This is a genomic window from Microbacterium sp. DMC48 (assembly GCF_056313825.1).
The window spans coordinates 594,613-614,533 of the sequence record NZ_JBQUZN010000004.1 but is presented as its reverse complement, the minus strand read 5'-3'; the positions used below and the strand labels follow the sequence as shown (position 1 = coordinate 614,533).

Annotated in this window: 16 protein-coding genes; 10 read left to right on the top strand and 6 right to left on the bottom strand. The window is 67.8% G+C overall.

Annotated elements, in window-relative coordinates:
* The first annotated feature begins 1 nt into the window (after window position 1).
* From uvrA to ACT53O_RS08210, 10 genes are all read left to right on the top strand, one after another.
* The gene (uvrA, locus tag ACT53O_RS08255; protein ID WP_112931634.1) at window positions 2-2,914 is read left to right on the top strand and encodes an excinuclease ABC subunit UvrA; all 2,913 of its coding nucleotides are present in this window, start codon (window positions 2-4) and stop codon (window positions 2,912-2,914) included.
* A gap of 2 nt (window positions 2,915-2,916) precedes the next feature.
* Window positions 2,917-4,836, top strand: a complete 1,920-nt coding sequence (gene uvrC / locus ACT53O_RS08250) for an excinuclease ABC subunit UvrC (RefSeq protein WP_476151769.1) — start codon at window positions 2,917-2,919, stop codon at window positions 4,834-4,836.
* A gap of 44 nt (window positions 4,837-4,880) precedes the next feature.
* A complete protein-coding gene (gene rapZ / locus ACT53O_RS08245; RefSeq protein WP_036321514.1) occupies window positions 4,881-5,756 on the top strand; it encodes an RNase adapter RapZ in 876 nt (291 codons plus the stop codon).
* A gap of 40 nt (window positions 5,757-5,796) precedes the next feature.
* Complete coding sequence (gene whiA, locus ACT53O_RS08240; protein WP_036287924.1) at window positions 5,797-6,774, top strand: DNA-binding protein WhiA; 978 nt, start codon at window positions 5,797-5,799, stop codon at window positions 6,772-6,774.
* A 130-nt stretch (window positions 6,775-6,904) separates the two neighbouring features.
* Window positions 6,905-7,534, top strand: coding sequence for a superoxide dismutase (locus ACT53O_RS08235; RefSeq protein WP_036287922.1), 630 nt, complete (start codon window positions 6,905-6,907; stop codon window positions 7,532-7,534).
* Window positions 7,535-7,672: 138 nt separating this feature from the next.
* The gene (gene gap, locus ACT53O_RS08230; protein ID WP_036321523.1) at window positions 7,673-8,683 is read left to right on the top strand and encodes a type I glyceraldehyde-3-phosphate dehydrogenase; all 1,011 of its coding nucleotides are present in this window, start codon (window positions 7,673-7,675) and stop codon (window positions 8,681-8,683) included.
* Between the two features lie 9 nt (window positions 8,684-8,692).
* Entirely contained in the window at window positions 8,693-9,910 is a 1,218-nt protein-coding gene (locus ACT53O_RS08225) for a phosphoglycerate kinase (RefSeq protein WP_476151765.1), read from the top strand.
* Window positions 9,910-10,692: a triose-phosphate isomerase gene (tpiA, locus tag ACT53O_RS08220; RefSeq protein WP_082013795.1), complete on the top strand. Its 783-nt coding sequence runs from the start codon at window positions 9,910-9,912 to the stop codon at window positions 10,690-10,692. Before ACT53O_RS08225 ends, tpiA begins: the two co-directional genes overlap by 1 nt.
* Window positions 10,693-10,861: 169 nt before the next feature.
* Window positions 10,862-11,110: a preprotein translocase subunit SecG gene (secG, locus tag ACT53O_RS08215; protein WP_036283588.1), complete on the top strand. Its 249-nt coding sequence runs from the start codon at window positions 10,862-10,864 to the stop codon at window positions 11,108-11,110.
* Window positions 11,110-11,466 carry an RNA polymerase-binding protein RbpA gene (locus ACT53O_RS08210; protein ID WP_036287901.1) on the top strand — a complete coding sequence of 119 codons (357 nt, stop codon included), beginning with the start codon at window positions 11,110-11,112 and terminating at the stop codon, window positions 11,464-11,466. The genes secG and ACT53O_RS08210 overlap by 1 nt, the downstream gene beginning before the upstream one ends.
* A gap of 88 nt (window positions 11,467-11,554) precedes the next feature.
* On the opposite strand, the gene pgl is transcribed toward ACT53O_RS08210, so the two are convergent.
* The 6 genes from pgl to tkt are packed head-to-tail and all read right to left on the bottom strand — an operon-like array spanning window position 11,555 to window position 19,689.
* Complete coding sequence (pgl, locus tag ACT53O_RS08205; RefSeq protein WP_061681588.1) at window positions 11,555-12,334, bottom strand: 6-phosphogluconolactonase; 780 nt, start codon at window positions 12,332-12,334, stop codon at window positions 11,555-11,557.
* A gap of 8 nt (window positions 12,335-12,342) precedes the next feature.
* The gene (locus ACT53O_RS08200; protein WP_039416105.1) at window positions 12,343-13,284 is read right to left on the bottom strand and encodes a glucose-6-phosphate dehydrogenase assembly protein OpcA; all 942 of its coding nucleotides are present in this window, start codon (window positions 13,282-13,284) and stop codon (window positions 12,343-12,345) included.
* On the bottom strand, window positions 13,281-14,831 hold the full coding sequence (gene zwf / locus ACT53O_RS08195) for a glucose-6-phosphate dehydrogenase (protein ID WP_036287896.1): 1,551 nt from the start codon (window positions 14,829-14,831) through the stop codon (window positions 13,281-13,283). The genes ACT53O_RS08200 and zwf overlap by 4 nt, the downstream gene beginning before the upstream one ends.
* Before the next feature lie 24 nt (window positions 14,832-14,855).
* Complete coding sequence (locus tag ACT53O_RS08190) at window positions 14,856-16,475, bottom strand: glucose-6-phosphate isomerase (protein WP_476151761.1); 1,620 nt, start codon at window positions 16,473-16,475, stop codon at window positions 14,856-14,858.
* Window positions 16,472-17,614 carry a transaldolase gene (gene tal, locus ACT53O_RS08185; RefSeq protein ID WP_476151759.1) on the bottom strand — a complete coding sequence of 381 codons (1,143 nt, stop codon included), beginning with the start codon at window positions 17,612-17,614 and terminating at the stop codon, window positions 16,472-16,474. Before tal ends, ACT53O_RS08190 begins: the two co-directional genes overlap by 4 nt.
* Window positions 17,611-19,689, bottom strand: coding sequence for a transketolase (tkt, locus tag ACT53O_RS08180; RefSeq protein ID WP_476151757.1), 2,079 nt, complete (start codon window positions 19,687-19,689; stop codon window positions 17,611-17,613). Before tkt ends, tal begins: the two co-directional genes overlap by 4 nt.
* Window positions 19,690-19,921 lie beyond the last annotated feature (232 nt).

Genomic DNA, 19,921 nt, shown 5'->3' with positions numbered 1-19,921 from the left:
GGTGCCCATCGTCCCTGTTGCCTCGTCGAAACTCAGCGTGCGCGGAGCCCGCGTCCACAACCTCAAGAACGTGGATCTCGACATCCCGCGCGACTCCCTCGTCGTCTTCACCGGCCTCTCCGGTTCGGGCAAGTCCAGCCTCGCTTTCGACACGATCTTCGCCGAAGGTCAGCGTCGTTACGTGGAGTCGCTGAGCGCGTACGCGCGGCAGTTCCTCGGTCAGGTCGATCGCCCGGACGTCGACTTCATCGAGGGATTGAGTCCCGCCGTCTCGATCGATCAGAAGTCGACGAACCGCAACCCGCGTTCGACGGTCGGCACGATCACCGAGATCCACGACTACATGCGTCTGCTGTGGGCGCGCATCGGTGTTCCGCACTGTCCCGAGTGCGGCGCCCAGATCCAGCGGCAGACCGTGCAGCAGATCGCCGATCAGCTCATGGAGCTGCCCGAGCGCACGCGCTATCAGATCGTGGCGCCGGTCGTGACGCAGAAGAAGGGCGAGTTCGTCGACCTCTTCAAGGAGCTGTCGGCCAAGGGATACGCCCGCGCCGTCGTGGACGGCGACCTGATTCAGCTCGCGGAGCCCCCGACGCTCAAGAAGAGCTACAAGCATGACATCGCGGTCGTGGTCGACCGGCTCGTGGCAAGTGGCGACATCCTCGGCCGCGTCACCGACTCGGTCGAGACCGCGCTCGGCCTCGCCGACGGCATCGTGCAGATCAACTTCGTCGACGAAGAAGGCGACGACGCGTGGGTGAGTTTCAGCGAGAAGCTCGCCTGTCCGAACGGGCATCCGCTGCAGCTGACCGAAATCGAGCCGCGTACCTTCTCGTTCAACGCTCCCTTCGGCGCGTGCCCCACCTGTTCCGGTCTGGGCACGCGGATGTCGGTCGATGTCGAGCTGATGCTGGGCGATGAAGAGCTGTCGATCAACGACGGCGTCATCATCCCATGGACGACACAGGGCAAGGGGCTGTACCAGTACTACGAGCGCCTCCTGGTGGGCCTGGCCGATGACCTCGACTTCTCGCTCGACACACCGTGGCGGGACCTGTCCACCGACGTCCAGGATGCGATCCTTCGCGGCGAGAACTACAAGGTCACGGTGAAGTGGCGCAACCGCTACGGCCGGGAGATGCGCTACTCGTCCGGGTTCGAGGGGGTGGTGCCCTACATCGAGCGTCAGTACACCCAGGCCGAGACCGACGCGCAGCGCCAGCGATGGGCGGAGTACCTTCGTGAGGTCCCGTGTCCCGTGTGCCACGGCGACCGTCTGAAGCCCGAGGTGCTGGCCGTCCTGGTGCACGACCATTCGATCGCCGATGCGTCGCGCATGAGTCTGGCCGACGCGCAGCAGTACTTCGCGCAGCTCGAGCTGACCGACCGCGAAGCCAAGATCGCCGCCGCCGTCCTCAGGGAGATCCGCGCGCGCTTGGACTTCCTCGTGCAGGTCGGACTCAACTATCTGAGCCTCGGACGCTCCGCGGGCTCGCTCTCCGGTGGGGAGGCCCAGCGCATCCGGCTCGCGACGCAGATCGGCTCCGGGCTGACGGGCGTGCTGTACGTGCTCGACGAACCCTCCATCGGGCTGCACCAACGAGACAACCGCCGGCTGATCGAGACCCTCGTCCGGCTGAAGGATCTGGGCAACACCCTCATCGTCGTCGAGCACGACGAGGAGACCGTGCAGGCGTCGGACTGGATCGTGGACATCGGGCCCCGCGCGGGTGTCGACGGAGGCGAAGTCGTGCATTCGGGTCCGCTGTCGTCGCTGCTCGAGGAAGAGCGCTCGTTGACGGGCGCCTATCTCAGCGGGCGGCGGTCGATCGAGGCACCCAAGAAGCGGCGCAAGATCGACAAGAAGCGCATGCTGACCGTCGTCGGCGCCCGCGAGAACAACCTGCAGAACGTCACCGCCGAATTCCCCCTCGGGGTGCTCACCGCCGTGACGGGCGTCAGCGGCTCGGGCAAGTCGACTCTGGTCAACGGCATCCTCTACGAAGTCCTCGCGACCAAGCTCAACGGAGCGCGCCGCGTGGCGGGCAAGCACACCCGGATCACCGGACTCGACAACCTCGACAAGGTCGTGCACGTCGATCAGGCCCCGATCGGGCGGACACCGCGATCCAACCCCGCGACCTACACGGGCGTGTTCGATCGCATCCGCACCCTGTTCAGCGAGACGCCCGAGGCGAAGGTGCGCGGCTATCAGCCGGGTCGGTTCAGCTTCAACGTCAAGGGCGGCCGTTGCGAGGCCTGCTCGGGCGACGGCACGATCAAGATCGAGATGAACTTCCTGCCCGACGTCTACGTCGACTGCGAGGTCTGTCACGGCAAGCGCTACAACCGTGACACGCTCGCCGTGCACTACAAGGGCAAGAACATCGCCGAGGTGCTGGAGATGCCGATCTCCGAGGCGGCCGACTTCTTCGAGCCGATCCAAGCGATCCACCGTTTCCTGAAGACCCTCGTCGACGTCGGGCTCGGGTATGTCCGACTCGGACAGTCGGCGACGACGCTTTCCGGCGGCGAGGCTCAGCGCGTCAAGCTCGCGACCGAGCTGCAGCGCCGCTCGAATGGGCGCAGCATCTACGTGCTCGACGAGCCCACGACCGGGCTGCACTTCGAAGACGTCTCTCTGCTGCTGAAAGTGCTGGGCGGCCTCGTCGACAAGGGGAACACGGTCGTTGTCATCGAGCACAATCTCGACGTGATTAAGTCAGCCGACTGGATCATCGACCTGGGGCCCGAGGGTGGTTCGGGCGGAGGCCGCATCGTCGCGACGGGGACGCCCGAGCAGGTGGCGCGCGTCGAAGAGAGCCACACCGGCGCTTTCCTGGCCGAGATCCTCGCGGCAGGGCCGTCTGATGCGACAGCGACGGCGCGGGGGCCGGTGCGGAAGGCCGGCTGACGATGGCCGACGCGCTTCCTTACAAGCCGAAGCCGGGGGAGATCCCCACGCAGCCCGGGGTCTACCGCTTCCGTGACGCGGACGGCCGCGTCCTCTACGTCGGCAAGGCCAAGAATCTGCGCGCCCGGTTGTCGAACTACTTCGCGCCGCTGCACACCCTGCACGAGCGCACCCGCCGGATGGTGCTCACGGCGGCATCCGTGGAGTGGACGGTGGTCGGCAGCGATGTCGAGTCGCTGCAGCTGGAGTACATGTGGATCCAAGAGTTCTCGCCGCCGTTCAACGTGCGCTACAAGGACGACAAGTCCTACCCCTACATGGCGATCACCTTGGCCGACGAGGCGCCGCGCGTCATCGTGACCCGCAATCGGCGCATTCCCGGAGCGCGCTATTTCGGCCCGTACCCGAAGGTGTGGGCGGTGCACGACACGATCGACCTGATGATCAAGGTCTTCCCCATCCGCACCTGCTCCGACGCGTCGTACAAGAAGGCCATGGCGACCGGACGGCCGTGCTTTCCGGGACAGATCGGTCGATGCGGCGGACCGTGTTCGATGAAGGTCACGATCGAGGAGCACCGCGCCATCGTCGACGACTTCGTCGCTTTCATGGCGGGCGGAGACCAGCGCTTCGCGCGTGACCTCACCGCGCGCATGCGCGAGGCGGCGGCGGCGATGGACTACGAATCGGCCGCGGTCTACCGCGACAGGCTGCAGGCGATCGATGCGGTGCTCAGTCGCAGTTCTCTGGTGCTGGCCGAGGACACGGATGCCGATCTGTTCGGCATCGCGGAGGATGAACTCTCGGCGGCGGTGCAGCATTTCGTCGTCCGGGGCGGTCGCGTACGCGGTGTCCGTGCGACGACCATCGACAAGGAGCTCGACATCTCCTCCGCCGACTTGGTGGATCAGGTGCTCCAGCGCACGTACGGTGACGCTGAGTCATCCGACATCCCTCGCCAGGTCCTGGTGCCGCGCCTGCCGGATGATGCCGCGGAGCTGGAGCAGTGGCTGCAGGAGCGGCGCGGCAAGCGCGTGAGCCTGCAGGTCGCCCAACGCGGGCGCAAGGCCGACCTGATGCGCACCGCCACCGTCAACGCGCAGCAGGCGCTCTTGCTGCACAAGACGCGCCGCACGTCCGACTACACGTCGCGCACGAAAGCTCTCACCGACCTGCAACTCGCCCTCGGCATGGACGAGGCGCCGCTGCGGATCGAATGCTACGACGTGTCGCATCTGTCGGGAACCAACGTCGTGGCCTCCATGGTGGTCTTCGAAGACGGGCTGCCGCGCAAGGATCAGTACCGCTCCTTCAGCATCGCGGAGACGACCGACGACACCGACTCGCTCTATCAGGTGCTGACGCGTCGCCTGGCCCACGTCGACCGCGACGAGGCCGCTGCCGCCGCTGCGGAAACGGCGGTGGCGGCGGTCGATCCCGCCGATGGCGAGTCGCCGGTGGTCACCGAGCGCAAACGACCGCGGTTCGCATACCGTCCGCAGCTGCTGGTCGTCGACGGCGGTGCGCCACAGGTCGCGGCTGCCGCACGCGCCCTCGAGGATGCCGGGCACGTCGAGATCGCACTGTGCGGCATCGCCAAGCGCTTGGAGGAGATCTGGCTGCCGGGGGAGGACTTCCCGGTGATCCTTCCCCGCACCTCCGAGGCGCTCTACCTGATCCAGCGCCTGCGCGACGAAGCGCACCGCTTCGCGATCACCCATCAACGAAAGCGCCGCAAGCGCGACATCTCCACCGTGCTGGGTGAGGTTCCGGGGCTCGGTGATGCACGGATCAAGGCCCTGCTACGGCACTTCGGCTCCGTCGCCGCGCTCAGCAATGCGTCCGCGGACGAGATGACGGCGCTGCCCGGAATCGGCCCCAAACTGGCGGCCGCGATCGAGCAGCGCCTCGCACATCGCTAGGCTGTGGTCATCCGCACCGGCTTCCGAACACCCAGGGAGAGCACGTGACCGACGAGCAGCGCGCCGGCGAGGTGCTCATCGTCACGGGGATGTCGGGAGCGGGGCGCACCACGGCGGCAAACGCCCTCGAGGACCTGGGGTGGTACGTCGTCGACAATCTGCCGCCGCAGATGCTCGGGCATCTCCTCGAACTCACCGAGATGGCCGGGGGAGCGCTTCCCAAGCTCGCCGCAGTCGTCGATGTCCGCGGCCGCGATCTCTTTCAGGCGCTGCCGGCGGTCACCAATGCGCTGCGGGCGGGACGCCAGCTGCGCGTGCTGTTCCTCGACGCCGGAGACGATGTGCTCGTGCGACGGTTCGAGTCTGTGCGGCGGCCGCATCCGTTGCAGGGCGAGGGCACGATTCTCGATGGCATCCTGCGCGAGCGCGATCGCCTCCGGGTGATCCGCGAGAGCGCCGACGTCATCATCGACACGAGTGAGATGAACATCCATCAGCTCGCCTCGCGCGTCGTCGACCTCTTCAGCGACGCGGGAGAGGCGCGCCACACCCTCACGGTGATGAGCTTCGGCTTCAAATACGGTCTGCCGACCGACGTCGATCTCGTCGCCGACATGCGTTTTCTGCCGAATCCGTATTGGATCCCCGAGTTGAAGGGACACACGGGTGAAGAAGAACCCGTGCGCGACTTCGTCCTGGCTCAAGAGGGCGCGCGCGAGTTCATCGACGCGTACGCCCAGGCTCTGCACCCCGTGCTGGCGGGCTATCAGCGTGAGAACAAGCGTCATTCCGTGCTGGCGGTCGGCTGCACCGGGGGCAAGCACCGTTCGGTGGTCACCGCGCGGGAACTCGCCGACCGGCTGGCAGAGATCCCCGGTGTCGCCGTTCGTGTGAAGCATCGCGACCTCGGTCGCGAGTAGGCTATCCCTTTGTCCCGCACCCCCCGAACGAAGGATCGCTGTGTCGCCAACCGTTGACGTGAAGTCAGAGCTGGCCGCGGTGCGCGACCCTCGTCCCACGGCGCGGGTGGCCGAACTCACCGCCATCCTCCGCTTCTCCGGTGGATTGCACTCGATCGCCGGGCGCGTCGCCGTCGAGGCCGAACTGGAGACCGACCCGCTTGCGCGTCGTGTCGCCCGCGACATCATGGAGATCTACGGGGTGCGCCCGGAGCTGCACCGCGTCCAGGCGTCCGGCGGACGCGCCGGCGGCCACTTCGCCGTCCGCGTCATCGAAGGCGGCGAGACCCTCGCGCGTCAGACCGGTCTGCTCGATGCGCGTCGCCGTCCGGTGCGTGGGCTCCCGAACAAGCTCACCACCGGCGCCCGCCACGATCTCGCCGCGGTCTGGCGCGGTGCGTTCCTTGCGAGCGGTACGCTGTCCGACCCCGGTCGGTCGGCGGCGCTGGAGATCTCCTGCCCGTCCGGCGAGGCGGCCATGGCGCTCGTGGGCGCCGGCCATCGGATCGGCATCGCCGCCAAGGCCCGCGAGGTGCGCGGGGTGCCCCGGGTCGTCGTTCGCGATGGCGAGGCCATCCGCGTCGCCCTCGCCGAGATGGGTGCGGTGCGCACGGCTCAGGCCTGGGAGGAGATGCGGCAGCGTCGTGAGGTGCGCGCCGGCGTCAACCGCCTCGTCAACTTCGACGACGCCAACCTGCGTCGCTCGGCCCAGGCGGCCGTCGCGGCATGCGCGCGCGTCGAACGCGCCCTGGAGATCCTCGGCGAGGAGGTTCCCGATCACCTGCGCGAAGCGGGCGAACTGCGCCTCTCGCACCGCGACGCCAGCCTCGACGAGCTCGGCCACCACGCCGATCCGCCGTTGACCAAGGATGCCGTCGCCGGCCGCATCCGACGGCTGCTCGCCATGGCCGACAAGAAGGCCGTCGCCGACGGCATCCCCGGCACCGACGCGGCGGTACCGGAGGGTCTCGAGGACTGAGGTCGTCGGAGGCCGTTACATCTCGTTCTCAGAGGGAACAACCCCCTCGCCCTCGCGTTGCACCTCAATAGGATGGCAATGTCCCATCGCCGCAGCGCAGTTGCGGCGCCGACGACAGGAAGAAGAGAACATGGCGATCTACACGCTGCCCGACCTCCCCTACGACTTCGCAGCTCTTGAGCCGCACATCAGCGGCAAGATCATGGAGCTTCACCACGACAAGCACCACCAGGCGTACGTCACCGGCGCGAACACCGCGCTCGAGCAGCTCGCCGAGGCCCGCGAGAGCGGCAACCTCGCCAATGTCAACAAGCTCGAGAAGGACCTCGCCTTCAACCTCGGCGGGCACGTCAACCACTCGATCTTCTGGACCAACCTCGCGCCGGCCACCGACGGCGGCGGCGGACAGCCCGAGGGCGAGCTGAAGGCGGCCATCGACGAGTTCTTCGGCGGCTTCGACAAGTTCCAGGCGCACTTCACGGCTGCCGCGACCGGCATCCAGGGCTCGGGCTGGGCCGTGCTGAGCTGGGACCCGATCGGCGAGCAGCTCATCATCCAGCAGCTGTTCGACCAGCAGTCGAACACCGCTCAGGGCACCGTTCCCATCTTCCAGCTCGACATGTGGGAGCACGCGTTCTACCTCGACTACCTCAACGTCAAGGCGGACTACGTGAAGGCGGTCTGGAACATCGCCAACTGGGGCAACGTCGCCGAGCGCTTTTCGACGGCGCGCGAGAAGACGGCCGGACTGCTCAAGTAGTAGTCTCAAGACCAGGTGAGGATGCCGGGTCCCTCCCGGCGACGGGCGGTGACCCGGCATCCTTTTTCCTTCACACACCAAGTTCGCGAGTGGCGCGGTGAAACGCCGTCGCCGTCGCGACATGAACCGGGAGACAACGTGTCTGTCAAGATCGGAATCAACGGCTTCGGCCGTATCGGCCGCAACTTCCTCCGTGCCGCGCTCGAGCAGGGAGCTGACCTCGACATCGTGGCGGTGAACGACCTCACCGACAACAAGACCCTCGCCCACCTGCTGAAGTACGACTCCGTCGGCGGCCGCCTCGACGCCGAGGTCTCGTACGACGCCGACTCCATCACCGTCAACGGCAAGTCCATCAAGGTCTTCGAAGAGCGCGACCCGGCCAACCTCCCGTGGGGCGAGCTCGGTGTCGACATCGTCATCGAGTCGACCGGTCGCTTCACCAAGGCCGCCGACGCGAAGAAGCACATCGAAGGCGGTGCCAAGAAGGTCATCATCTCCGCTCCCGGCACCGACGTCGACGGCACCTTCGTCATGGGCGTCAACGACGGCGAGTACGACTCGGCGACGATGAACATCATCTCCAACGCCTCCTGCACCACGAACTGCCTCGCCCCCCTCGCCAAGGTCTTCAACGACAACTTCGGCATCGAGCGCGGCTTCATGATGACGGCGCACGCCTACACGGCCGACCAGAACCTGCAGGACGGCCCGCACAGCGACCTGCACCGCGCCCGCGCCGCCGCGATCAACATCGTCCCGGCCTCCACCGGTGCGGCCAAGGCGATCGGTCTCGTGCTGCCCGAGCTCAACGGCAAGCTGAGCGGTTCGTCGTACCGCGTGCCCGTTCCCACCGGCTCTATCGTCGACCTCACGATCATCACCCCGACCGAGGGCCTCACGGCCGAGGTCATCAACGCGGCGTACAAGAAGGCTGCGGCGGAAGGTGAGCTCGTCGGCTACCTCAAGTACAACGAGGACGCCATCGTCTCCAGCGACATCCAGCTCGACCCCCACTCGTCGGTCTTCGACGCGGGTCAGACGAATGTCTCCGGCAACCTCGTGAAGGTGTCGTCCTGGTACGACAACGAGTGGGGCTACTCGAACCGCCTCGTCGACCTCACCGAGCTCGTCGCCGACAAGCTCTGAGGTTTCACCATGGCTTTGCGCACCCTTGCATCCCTCGGGTCGCTGGCCGGTAAGCGTGTCATCGTCCGTGTTGACTTCAACGTCCCTCTGAAGGACGGCGTCATCACGGACGATGGCCGTATCCGGGCGGCTCTTCCGACCCTCAACGAGCTCATCAACCAGGGCGCGCGCGTCATCGCGTGCTCCCACCTCGGACGCCCGGACGGCGCGCCCGATCCGAAGTACAGCCTCGAGCCGGTCGCTCAGCGCCTCTCCGAGCTGCTCGGCAAGCCCCTCGTCTTCGCCCGCGACACGGTGGGGGAGTCCGCGCAGGAGGCCGTCGCAGCCCTCGAGGACGGCGATGTGACCGTCATCGAGAACCTGCGCTTCAACGCCGGTGAGACCGCGAAGGACGACGCCGAGCGTCGCGCTTTCGCGGAGCAGCTGGCCGACCTCGGCGATGTGCTCGTCTCCGATGGCTTCGGCGTCGTGCACCGCAAGCAGGCGTCGGTCTACGACCTCGCCGAGCTTCTGCCGTCGGCCGCGGGATATCTGATCGAGAAGGAGGTCGACGTCCTCGATCGCCTCACGGAGAACCCCGAGCGTCCCTACGCCGTCGTCCTCGGCGGGTCGAAGGTGAGCGACAAGCTGGGTGTCATCGCCCATCTGCTGCCTCGCGCGGACAAGATCCTCGTCGGCGGCGGCATGCTCTTCACCTTCCTGGCCGCTCAGGGCCACCCGGTGGGCAAGAGCCTCCTCGAGACCGACCAGATCGAGACCGTCAAGGGCTACATCGCGGATGCCGCGGCGCGCGGGGTCGAGCTGATCCTCCCCGTCGACGCGGTCATGGCATCCGGCTTCGCCGCCGACGCCGATCACGTCGTCGCCGCCGCCGACGCGCTGGAGGACACTCCCTTCGGCGCCGACGGCATGGGTCTGGACATCGGTCCGCGTACGGCGGAGATCTTCGCCGACGCGATTCGCGGCGCGAAGACGGTGTTCTGGAACGGCCCGATGGGTGTGTTCGAGATGCCGGCCTTCGCGGCCGGGACGAAGACGGTCGCGCAGGCGCTCACCGAGGTCGACGGTCTGTCGGTCGTCGGTGGCGGTGACTCGGCGGCAGCCGTTCGTCAGCTCGGTTTCGCGGACGACCAGTTCGGTCACATCTCGACCGGTGGTGGCGCGAGCCTGGAGTTCCTGGAGGGCAAGAAGCTCCCCGGGCTGGAGATCCTGGGATGGGAGGCCTGATGTCGCGCACACCGCTCATCGCCGGCAACTGGAAGATGAACCTCGACCACCTGCAGGCGGTCGCCTTCGTGCAGAAGCTGCACTGGACGCTCAAGGATGCCGGGCACGACGAGGGCTCGGTCGAGGTGGCCGTCTTCCCGCCGTTCACCGATCTGCGCACCGTCCAGACGCTGCTGGACGCCGACAAGATCCCCTTCGCACTCGGGGCGCAGGACCTGTCGACGCACGACAGCGGCGCGTACACCGGCGAGGTCTCGGGAGCCTTCCTGAGCAAGCTGGCCTGCCGCTACGTGATCATCGGTCACTCCGAGCGTCGTGACTACCACCACGAGTCCGACGCGATCGTCGCCGACAAGGTCCAGGCCGCGCTGCGGCACGGCCTGGTCCCGGTGATCTGCGTCGGCGAGACCCTGGAGCAGCGCGAACAGTCGGGGCCCACGGCGGTCTCGGTCGCTCAGCTCCAGGCGGCTCTCGCCGGAGTCGCAGCCGACGCGGACATCGTGGTCGCTTACGAGCCCGTCTGGGCCATCGGCACCGGTCAGGTGGCCTCTCCCGAGCAGGCTCAGGAGGTATGCACGGCCCTGCGCGAGGTGCTCTCCGAGACTCTCGGTGCGGACGCCGCGGCGCGTACCCGTGTGCTCTACGGCGGTTCGGTGAAGTCGGGCAACATCGCCAGCTTCATGCGTGAGCCCGATGTCGACGGCGCGCTCGTCGGCGGCGCGAGCCTGGTGGCCGACGAGTTCGCCGCCATCATCCGCTACCAGAAGCACGTCGGCGTCTGACACGCTGCGGTTCCGCGCGCGTCGGCCTGCGGTTGACTCGCTTCGCTCGCTCAACGACCGGGATCCAAGGCCCGGTCGTTGAGCAGCACCGCGGGTGCGAGCCGAAACGTCGGTATACTCGACCTTTGTGCGCTCGATGACGCGGGCGCCGCGAAAGGCATTTTCGACTGTGGATATCCTCGAGTTCGTACTGCAGGTGGTGCTGGGCATCACCAGCCTCCTGCTGACCCTCCTGATCCTCCTGCACAAGGGGCGCGGTGGCGGTCTGTCCGACATGTTCGGCGGCGGCATGAGTTCAGCGCTCGGATCGTCGGGTCTCGCGGAACGCAACCTCAACCGTTTCACGGTCGTCCTCGCACTCGTCTGGTTCGTCGCGATCGTCGCGCTCGGACTCATCACCAAATTCCAGGGGCTCTGATGGCAACCGGCGGAAACGCGATTCGTGGCACCCGAGTGGGTGCCGGACCCATGGGCGAGCAGGATCACGGCCATCACGCCGACCGCATCGCCGTGTCGTACTGGGATGCGCTGGGCAACGAGACCGTCCGCTACTTCGCCGCGGGTATCGCGGAGGAGGAGATCCCCGACGTCATCGATTCGCCGCACTCGGGTCTGCCGGCGGGACGCGACAAGGACAATCCCCCTGCGCTCGCGAAGACGGAACCCTACAAGACACACCTGGCTTACGTGAAGGAGCGCCGCACCGACGAAGAGGCCGACGCCCTCCTCGACGATGCACTGCAGCAGCTGCGCGAACGCCGCGGCCAAGCCTGAGTTTCACCGGCCTCACGGCCGACGAAGAAGCCCTCGTGCGACGAACGATCGTTTCGTACGAGGGCTTCTGGCGTGATAGCGGCGTCGATCAGAAGTCTTGGTCGATGAGCTCCGCCGGCACGTTCGCCGCGGCGGCCTCGTCGACGAAGAACATCGTCTTCTTGCGGCCCTTTGCGCCTGCGGCCGGCACCGTCTCATAGCTGGCGCCGGCCAGGGCCAGGCCGAGGGCGGCGGCCTTGTCGGTACCAGAGACGACGAGCCAGACGCAGCGCGCCGAGTTGATCACCGGGCGGGTCATCGTGACGCGCACGGGGGGCGGCTTCGGGGCGTCACGAACGGCGACCACCGTACGGTCCGTCAGCTGGATCTCGACCCGATCGGGGAAGAGCGACGCGACGTGTCCATCGGAGCCGACGCCGAGGAAGCAGACGTAGAACTCCGGCCACGCCTGCTCCGGCGTGCCGAAGCGCGACAGCTCGTCGGCGTACGCGGCCGCGGCGGCATCCGGATCGGCGGCGACGTCACTGGCCGCGATCGCGTGGATGTTGCTCGCCGGCAGCGCGACCCGGTCCAAGAGCGCGGCGCGGGCGGCGCTGTCGTGGCGATCGACGTCGTCCGGCGTCGTGAACACCTCGTCGCCCCACCAGATGTGCACGAGCGACCAGTCGATGTCGGCACGCCGAGGGCTGTCGCCGGCGGCGCGTAGCACCGCAGTGCCGATCTGGCCGCCCGCCAGAGCGATGTGGGTCGTCTTGCCTGCGGCCGATCGACGGGCGAGACGGGACAGCAGGCGTTCGGCGACCGCCGCCGCCAGCGTCGGCGCGTCAGGGCTGATCACGACGCGCTTCTCGGTCCACATCTGCGCCATCGGAACTCCTAGGACTCGCTCGTGGTCGCCGGGCCGAGAAGCTCCCAGCCCTCCGTGATCACTCGACCATACAGGAGGTCCGGATCGAGCCTGCGCAGTTCTTCCGCGAGGCATTCGCGCAGTGTCCGGCGGGGGAGGACGATGTCGTGCGACGGCTGTCCGGGCTGCGTGAGCGTGGCGTCGATGTCGTTCGTCCGCTCGAGTACGATGTCGCCGCTCGCACGCGTCAGCCGCACCTTCTGGATGCCGTGCTCCCATTCCTCCGGGGGCGAGTAGCGCCAGGTGACCGGCACGTCGAGCTTGAGTCGCAGCCATGCGGCGAGCAGACCGGTCGAGGGCGAGCTGCCGGCTCCGACCACCTCGACGCCCGTCACCGGCTCGTAGGGCGGCTGGTCGAGCACCGCCGCCAACTGCTCCCGCCAGTGCGTCAGGCGTGTCCACGCGAGGTCGGTGTCGCCGGGCTCGTACGACGGCCCGAGACGCGAGAGGCGATCCTTGGCGTAGGGCTTCGTCGACGCGTCGGTGATGCGGCGCTGCGCCATGCGGCCGATGTCGGATGCCGCGGGCTCGGTGGGAGGGAAGTCGGGCCACCACGCGATGACGGGGGCGTCCGGCAGCAGGAGCCCGGTCACGAGGCCCTCCTGATTGGTTGCGACGTCGCCCTGCGCGCGCAGCACCACGACCTCGCTGGCGCCGGCGTCGCCTCCGACGCGGATCTGCGCGTCGAGCTTGGCATCGCCTTCGGGATTCGCGATGAGCACGATGACGCGCATCGGGTGCTCACGAGAGGCGTCGTTGGCAGCCTCGATCGCTTCCTCGTGCAGGCCGTGGGTCGTGACGATCACCAGGGTCAGCACACGACCGAGGGCTACGGCGCCGCCCTCTTCGCGCACGCTCACGAGCGAACGCGCGATCTTCGACACCGTGGTGTCGGGCAGGTCGACGATCATGGACGCCTCCAGACGCGGCCGTCGCGGGCCAGAAGTTCATCGGCCGAGGGAGGACCCCACGAGCCGGGGGAGTATTGTTCGAGCGGTCCGCCCTGGGCGCTCCAGTACTCCTCTACGGGGTCGAGGATCTTCCACGAGAGCTCGACCTCCTCGTGACGGGGAAACAGCGGCGGGTCGCCCAGCAGCACGTCGAGGATGAGGCGTTCGTAAGCTTCGGGGCTCGACTCGGTGAACGCGTGGCCGTAGCCGAAGTCCATCGTGACGTCGCGCACCTCGTTGCCCGCACCGGGCACCTTCGAGCCGAATCGGATCGTCACACCTTCGTCGGGCTGCACGCGGATCACGAGCGCGTTCTGTCCGAGCTCGAGCGTCTGGTTGCGCTGGAACAGCAGCTGCGGTGCGCGCTTGAACACGACGGCGATCTCCGTCACCCGTCGTCCCAAGCGTTTGCCGGTGCGCAGGTAGAAGGGCACGCCCGCCCAGCGTCGCGTAGCGATCTCGAGCTTCACGGCCGCGTACGTCTCGGTCGTCGACTCCGGGTTCATGCCGTCTTCTTCGAGGAAGCCCGTGACCTTCTCGCCGCCCTGCCAGCCGCCGCCGTACTGGCCGCGCGCCGTGGCCGTGGACAGGTCATCGGGCAGGCGAACCGCCGCCAGGACCTTCTCCTTCTCGGCCCGCAGGTCCTTCGCGTCCATCGAGATGGGCTCCTCCATCGCGGTCAGTGCGAGCAGCTGGAGAAGGTGGTTCTGGATCACGTCGCGTGCCGCGCCGATTCCGTCGTAGTAGCCCGCGCGTCCGCCGACACCGATGTCCTCGGCCATCGTGATCTGCACGTGATCGACGTAATTGGCGTTCCACAGCGGCTCGTACAGCTCGTTCGCGAAGCGCAGTGCGAGGATGTTCTGCACCGTCTCCTTGCCGAGGTAGTGGTCGATGCGGAAGATCGAGTCGGCCGGGAAGGCGACCTCGAGTGTGGCGTTGAGTTCGCGAGCCGTCTGCAGGTCGCTGCCGAACGGCTTCTCGATGACCACCCGACGCCACGCATCCGGGTTGTTCGACTTGTCGTCGACCAGTCCGGACGCCTTCAGCTGCTTGGCCACGATCGGGAAATCGCGCGGCGGGATCGACAGGTAGAACGCGTGGTTTCCCATCGTTCCCCGTTCGACGTCGAGCTTCTCCACCGTCTCGCGCAGACGGCGGAACGCGTCGTCATCGCCGAACTCGCCCGACACGAAGCGGATGCCCTGCAGCAGCTGCTTCCACGTCTCCTCGCGGAACGGCGTGCGCGCGTACTGACGAACGGCATCGTGGACGACGTTCGCGAAGTCCTGATCCTCCCAGTCGCGACGCGCGAAGCCCACGAGGGCGAAACCGGGAGGCAGAAGTCCCCGGTTGGCGAGGTCGTACACGGCCGGCATCAGCTTCTTGCGCGACAGATCGCCTGTCACGCCGAAGATCACCAGCGCGCTGGGACCGGCGATGCGGTTGAGGCGGCGGTCATCGGGATCGCGCAACGGATTGTGGTCGCGCGAAATCTCGGCAGTCATCGAGAAAGACTCCTCCTGGTCGCGCTACTGCGCGGCCTCGAACAGGGAAAGCACCTCGACCTGAGGGTCGGTCAGGGTGAGGGTGACCACGGGTCGTCCGTGCGCGACGAGCACATCCGCGTCGCCGGCCGCCTGAGCGGTGATCAACTGACGGAACGTGAACGGGCGACCGGGTATTTCCAGATCGACCTCTCCGGCTCCGATGATCTGCAAGAACACGCCGCTGGCCGGTCCGCCCTTGTGGAACTGCCCTGTCGAGTGCAGGAAGCGGGGACCCCAGCCGAACGTCGTCGGACGGCCCGTGTCGGCGGCGATGAGTTCGCGGATGCCGGAAAGCTGAGGCACCGAGGTGCGATCGGCGTAGGCCTGCACGGCGACGTAGCCGTCGGGACCGAGACGAGCCCACAGGGCGTCCAGCACCCCGGCGAGTGTGCCGGACGCGGCCAGCTCGGGATCGGACACGCGCACCTCGACGCCGTTCGCTGTGAAGGCGGGGTCGCTGAGGGCGGGGCGAGAATCGAGCAGCGCGCGAGCGGCGGCCTTGGCGGACTCGACGTCGGGCTGGTCGAACGGATTGATGCCCAGCATGCGTCCCGCGATGGCCGTCGCGTACTCCCAGACGACGAACTGGGCGCCCAGCGAACCGCTGACGAGTACTTCGTCGGGGTGCTGCTCGATGAGCCGGAAATGCACCGCGTCGTCCACCAGGCGTACGAGCTGCATGTCCGCCGGAGTCCGGTCGACCTCCGGGGACAGCGGCAGCAGCACCACGGGAAGGATGCCGGTGCCGTGCTTGCCCGTCGACTCCGCCACGAGCTGCTCGATCCAGCCGGGCAGGCCCACGATGTGCGTGCCATCGCTGATCAGGCCCAGCTTGTCGCGCCGCGGGTCGCCACCGGCGATGGCCGCGGCGAGGGTGAGCGCGGGGTTGCGGGGGTCGTCGATGGCGACCTCCAGAAGCGTCGCCTCCGCCTCGTCCAGGAGCTCAGCGATGTCCACGCCCGCGAGCCCCGAGGGCACCAGCCCGAAGGCCGTGAGCGCTGAATAGCGTCCCCCCACGTTCGGGTCGGCGGTGAACACGCGGTAGCCGGCCTCGCGGGCGGACTGCTCGAGCGGGGATCCCGGGTCGGTGACCACGACGATGCGCTCGGACGGATCGATGCCGAGATCCGACCAGGCGGCCGTGAAGGCGCGCTGCGCAGAATCGGTCTCGATGGTCGAGCCCGACTTCGACGCGACGACGAGAACCGTCTGTGCGAGGCTGCCGGACTCGGCATCCCCGTCGATCGCGGCCAGGACCTGCGCCGGGTCGGTCGAGTCGAGGATCACCAGCGGTACACCTGCCGTGCGGGTGATGACCTCCGGCGCGAGGGATGAGCCTCCCATCCCCGCGAGCACGACGCGGGTGAGACCCCGTGCGACGAGATCTGCGCGCAACGCGAGGATCTCGTCGACGAGGGGCCGTGACACGCTCACCGCGTCCACCCATCCGAGGCGGACGGCCGCCTCGGATGCCGCCTCGGGTCCCCACAGGTCGGGGTCGCCGGCGGTGATACCGCTGGCGACCAGGCTGTCGACCAGACCAGGAACGGTCTGGTCGACGACCTGCTTGACGTGACCCGAGACGTGGATCTCGAAACTCACCGGCTGGTCTCCGGGGCCTTCGCCAGCGCCTCGGCGACAGTCTTCTTCAGGTCCTGCCACGATGCGATGAACTTCGCAACACCCTCGTCCTCGAGCGTCTGGGTGACATCGGTGATGTCGACGCCGAGTTCCGCGAGCTGAGAGAAGACCAGGTGTGCGTCATCGTAGGCACCGGTGACGGTGTCGCCGGTGATGACACCGTGGTCGAAGGTGGCTTCGAGCGTCTTCTCCGGCATCGTGTTGACGGTGCCGGGCGCGACGAGCTCGGTGACGTAGAGCGTGTCGGGCAGCGCAGGGTCCTTCACGCCGGTCGATGCCCACAGCGGACGCTGCACGTTCGCACCGGCGGAGATGAGCTCCTGAGCGCGCGGGGTCGCGAACCGCTGCTCGAAGAGTTCGTACGCCAGACGCGCGTTCGCCAGCCCCGCACGGCTCTTGAGCGCCTCGGCATCCTCGTTCTGGAAAGCCGACAGACGCTTGTCGACCTCGGTGTCCACGCGCGAGACGAAGAACGAGGCGACGGAGTGGATGCCGGACAGGTCGTGGCCGGCCGCCCGTGCCTGCTCGAGGCCTGCCAGGTAGGCGTCGATGACCTCGGCGTAGCGCTCGAGAGAGAAGATCAGCGTCACGTTGACCGAGATGCCCGCACCGATGACGGCGGTGATCGCGGGGAGCCCGGCCTTGGTCGCGGGGATCTTGATGAGGGTGTTGGGTCGATCGACCTTGGCCCACAGCTTCTCGGCCTCGGCGATGGTCGCGTCGGTGTCGTGGGCGAGGTCGGGGGAGACCTCGATCGACACGCGGCCGTCGACGCCGCCCGTGGCGTCGAACACACCGCGGAAGATGTCTGCGGCGTCGCGCACGTCGGTGGTCGTGAGCTCGAAGATCGCGGAGTCGACATCGGCGCCGCTCTCGGCCAGGGTGGCCAGGGGGGCGTCGTACGAGTCGTCGTTCTGGTTGCCGATCGCAGCCTGGAAGATCGACGGGTTCGTCGTGACGCCCGAGACGTTGCGCGACGAGATCAGGTCGGCGAGGTTCCCCGAAGCGATGCGCGCGCGGGAGAGGTCGTCGAGCCAGATGCTGACGCCGGCGTCGACGAGCTGCTGGGTCGGGGTCGAGCCCGAAGTGGGGGTGCTCATGCGTTCTCCTTGACGGTTGCGCGGGCCGCTTCCACGACCGCATCGGTGGTGATACCGAACTTCTCGAACAGGGTCTTGTAATCGGCGGACGCGCCGAAGTGATCGATGCCGACCGTGCGGCCGCTGTCGCCCACGATCCCGCGCCAGAGCGGCGTCGAGCCGGCCTCCACCGACACGCGTGCCGTGACGGCCGCCGGCAGCACGCTCTCGCGGTAGGCGGCATCCTGCTCGGCGAACCACTCGAGCGACGGCGCCGACACGACGCGGGCCTTGATACCCTCGCCGGCGAGCGTCTCGCGCGCGGCGACCGCGAGCTGCACCTCGGAGCCGGTCGCGATGAGGATCACATCCGGCTCCCCGCCCTCGGCGTCGATGAGGACGTAGGCACCCTTGGCCACCCCGTCGGTGGTCGCGAAGCCCGCCTCGCCGCGGGGGAACACGGGGATGTTCTGACGCGTCAACGCGATGCCGACCGGGCCGCCGCTCGTGCGACGGACGATCTCCAGCCAGGCCGCGGATGTCTCGTTCGCATCCGCCGGGCGCACCACGGTGAAGTTCGGGATGAGGCGCAGCGTCGACAGCTGCTCGATCGGCTGATGCGTGGGTCCGTCCTCGCCGAGGGCGACCGAGTCGTGCGTCCACACGAAGATCGACGGGATGTCCATCAGAGCGGCCAGACGCACCGGCGGGCGCATGTAGTCGCTGAAGATGAGGAAGGTGCCGCCGAACGGACGCGTCGGTCCGTGCAGCTTGATGCCGTTGACGATCGCACCCATCGCGTGCTCGCGGATGCCGAAGTGCAGCACACGACCGTAGGGGTCGCCCGACCACTCGTGGGTGGACCATTCCGCGGGGATGAACGACTTGGCGTCCTTGATCGTGGTGAGGTTGGACTCGGCGAGATCGGCAGAACCACCCCAGAGCTCGGGCAACTGCGCGGCGAGCGCGTTGATGACCTGGCCGGATGCCGCACGCGTGGACACGTCCTTACCGGGCGTGAACTCCGGGACGGAGACATCGGCGGGCAGCTCGCCGGCCTCGAGGCGGTCGAGCAGGCTCTTGCGCTCGGGGTTCGCGGCCGCCCATGCATCGAAGTCGGCCTGCCAGGCCGCACGCGCCTCGGCGGCCCGGTCCTTCAGAGCGCGGGTGTGGGCGATGACGTCATCGGCGACGACGAACGAGGCCTCCGGGTCGAAGCCGAGCACCTTCTTGGTCGCCGCGAGCTCCACGGCGCCGAGGGCGGAGCCGTGGATCTTGCCGCTGTTCTGCTTGCCGGGCGAGGGCCAGCCGATGATCGTCTTGAGGATGATGAGCGACGGCTTCTCGGTCTCACCCTTCGCGGCTTCGATGGCCGCGTACAGTTCGGCGACGTCCTCGACGTACTCGCCGGACTTCTTCCAGTCGACCGTCTGCACCTGCCAGCCGTACGCCTCGTAACGCGCCGCGACGTCTTCCGTGAAGGCGACGTTGGTGTCGTCCTCGATGGAGATCTGGTTCGAGTCGTAGATGGCGATAAGGTTTCCGAGGTTCTGGTGTCCGGCCAGGCTCGAGGCCTCACTCGTGACACCTTCCTGGAGGTCGCCGTCGCCCGCGATCACGTACACGAAGTGATCGAACGGGCTCGTGCCGGCGGCCGCCTCGGGGTCGAACAGGCCGCGCTCGTAGCGGGCCGCGTAGGCGAAGCCCACGGCCGAGGACAGACCCTGACCGAGCGGGCCCGTGGTGATCTCGACGCCCTTCGTGTGCCCGTACTCGGGGTGTCCGGGGGTCAAGGAGCCCCACGTGCGGAGGGATTCCAGGTCGGACAGCTCGAGTCCGAAACCGCCGAGATAGAGCTGGACGTACTGGGTCAGCGACGAGTGTCCCGCCGAGAGGATGAAGCGGTCGCGGCCGATCCAGTGCGTGTCCGAGGGATCGTGGCGCAGGACGCGCTGGTAGAGCAGGTACGCGGCCGGCGCCAGGCTCATCGCCGTGCCGGGGTGTCCGTTGCCCACCTTCTCCACGGCATCCGCGGCCAGCACGCGAGCGGTGTCCACCGCGCGCCGATCGATCTCATCCCAAACCAGTTCCGACACGTGGTGCCCTTTCGAAAAGAGGGGAGTGCGTCCGACTCTCGAGCCGGCCGCGGCGGCGTCGAAGCGCTGCCTGCCGGCGCTCGGCGACGCCTGTGTTTTCAGCTTAGCGAAGTGCCGCGGGTCGCAGGCCGCATGTGTCGTCCGTGACAATTCGTCGGTGGATGCCGGCCGGTCGCAGGGCGTCCATGGCCCGGGCGATCACCCGATTGGTCGTGACCTAGACTGGACGAGG